General features: G+C 71.0%; 3 protein-coding genes. All 3 read left to right on the top strand.

What is annotated here, in order from left to right:
* Positions 1-718: TPM domain-containing protein (locus P409_RS33055; protein WP_034848681.1), on the top strand; the 718-nt coding region annotated here is incomplete at its 5' end.
* 1 nt (position 719) lies between these two features.
* Positions 720-1,211, top strand: a complete 492-nt coding sequence (locus tag P409_RS33050; RefSeq protein ID WP_034848680.1) for a TPM domain-containing protein — start codon at positions 720-722, stop codon at positions 1,209-1,211.
* Positions 1,212-1,296: 85 nt separating this feature from the next.
* Positions 1,297-1,761 (top strand): type II 3-dehydroquinate dehydratase, encoded by a 465-nt coding sequence (gene aroQ / locus P409_RS33045; RefSeq protein WP_274519200.1) that lies wholly within the window; start codon positions 1,297-1,299, stop codon positions 1,759-1,761.
* Positions 1,762-1,906 lie beyond the last annotated feature (145 nt).

Raw genomic sequence — 1,906 nt, 5'->3', positions numbered from 1 at the left:
GCAGATCGCCGTCCTGCTGGTGCCGACCACCGGCGCCGACGCTGTCGAGCAGTATGCCAGGCGGGTGTTCGACCAGTGGAAGCTGGGCCGCAAGGGCGTCGACGACGGCGTGCTGCTGCTGGTCGCCAAGGACGACCACACCGTGCGGATCGAGCCAGGCTACGGGCTGGAGGGGGCGATCCCGGACATCACCGCCGGCCGCATCATCCGCGAGCAGATCACCCCGGCCTTCCGCCAGGGCGATTTCGCCGGCGGGCTGGGCGCCGCGGTCGACAGCCTGATCCGGCTGATCGACGGCGAGGCGCTGCCGCCGCCTCCACCGGAGAGCCGGCGCGAGGCGCCGCAGGACCTGTTCGCCTATATCATCCCGGCAATCCTGTTCGGCGCCGCCGTCCGCGCCATCCTGCGGGGCGCCGGGCTGCCGATGCCGCTGCCGGCCGGCGGGGGCGCGCTGGTCGCGGGCGGCATCGGCTGGGGCCTGACCGGCATGGTCTTCTTCGGTGCCTTCTGCGCCATCGGCGCGGTGATTCTCGGCGGCATCGGCGGCGTTCTCGGCGGGCCGGGCGGCGGCACCTTCAGCAATCGCCGCGGATCCGGTGGGTTCGGCGGAGGCTTCGGTGGAGGCTTCGGCGGCGGGTCGGGCGGCAGCTCCGGCGGGGGCGGCTTCAGCGGCGGCGGTGGATCGAGCGGAGGCGGCGGTGCGTCCGGAAGCTGGTAGCATGCTCAGGCGTTTCCGCCCCGTCGCCGAATGGCACGGCCACCGGCTGCTGCGCCGGCATTTCGGCCCGGCGGTGATGGCCCGGCTGCACGAGGCCATCCGCGGCGCCGAGCGCCGCCACCTGGGCGAGATCGTGATCGCGGTCGAGGCCTCGGCCCCGCGCCACATCCGCGACAGCCGCACCCGGGCGCTGGAGGTGTTCGGCCGGCTGCGGGTGTGGGACACGGCGCAGGCAACCGGCGTGCTGCTGTATCTGCTGCTGTCCGACCACAGGATCGAGATCGTCGCCGACCGCGGCGTCACCGCCCGGGTCGACGCCGCGGTCTGGCCGCGGATCTGCGCCGCGCTGCAGGACCGCTTCCGGGCCGGGCGCTACGAGGAAGGCGTGCTGGAGGCGCTGGCCGCGATCGACGCCGAGCTGCTGCGGGCCTGGCCGGCGGCGCCCGGAGACACCAATCCCGACGAGCTGCCGGATGCCCCTGTCGTCCTGTGAAGGATGACAGGTTTCTGCGACGGTGCTTGTGAAAGCCGCATTGCCTATGATACGCCCGGCCTATTGATTCCGGGAGCAGCGACGCGTGACGGCGATCCAGTCGGACCGGCCGACGGTCCTTATCCTCAACGGCCCCAATCTCAACATGCTGGGCGTGCGCCAGCCCGAGATCTATGGCCGGGACACGCTGGCCGACATCGAGCAGGCCTGCGCCGACGAGGCCGAGCAGCTGGAGCTCGAGATCGATTTCCGGCAGTCGAACCATGAGGGGGAGCTGGTCACCTGGATCCAGGAGGCCCGCACCGCCCATGACGGCATCGTCGTCAATGCCGGCGCCTACAGCCACACCTCGGTCGCCATCCTCGACGCGCTGAACGCCGCGGAACTTCCGGTGATCGAAGTCCATCTCTCCAACATCTTCCGCCGCGACGCATTCCGGCACCATTCCTATGTCTCGCTGGCGGCGACGGGGGTGGTGTGCGGGCTCGGCGTGCATGGCTATCTTCTGGCCCTGCAGGCGATGGCGCGGCTCCTTGAAACCGACCGGTGAAGACCAGATGACCACCTTCAATCTCGATCCCGAATTCGTCCGCGGCCTGGCCAAGCTCCTCGACGAGACCGGCCTGACCGAGATCGAGTATTCGGAAGGCGACCGCCGCATCCGGCTGAACCGCCAGCCGGCGCCGGTCACCGCC

This window comes from Inquilinus limosus MP06 (genome assembly GCF_000767795.1).
GTDB lineage: Bacteria > Pseudomonadota > Alphaproteobacteria > DSM-16000 > Inquilinaceae > Inquilinus > Inquilinus limosus_E.
This window is presented reverse-complemented; position numbering and strand designations above follow the sequence as displayed.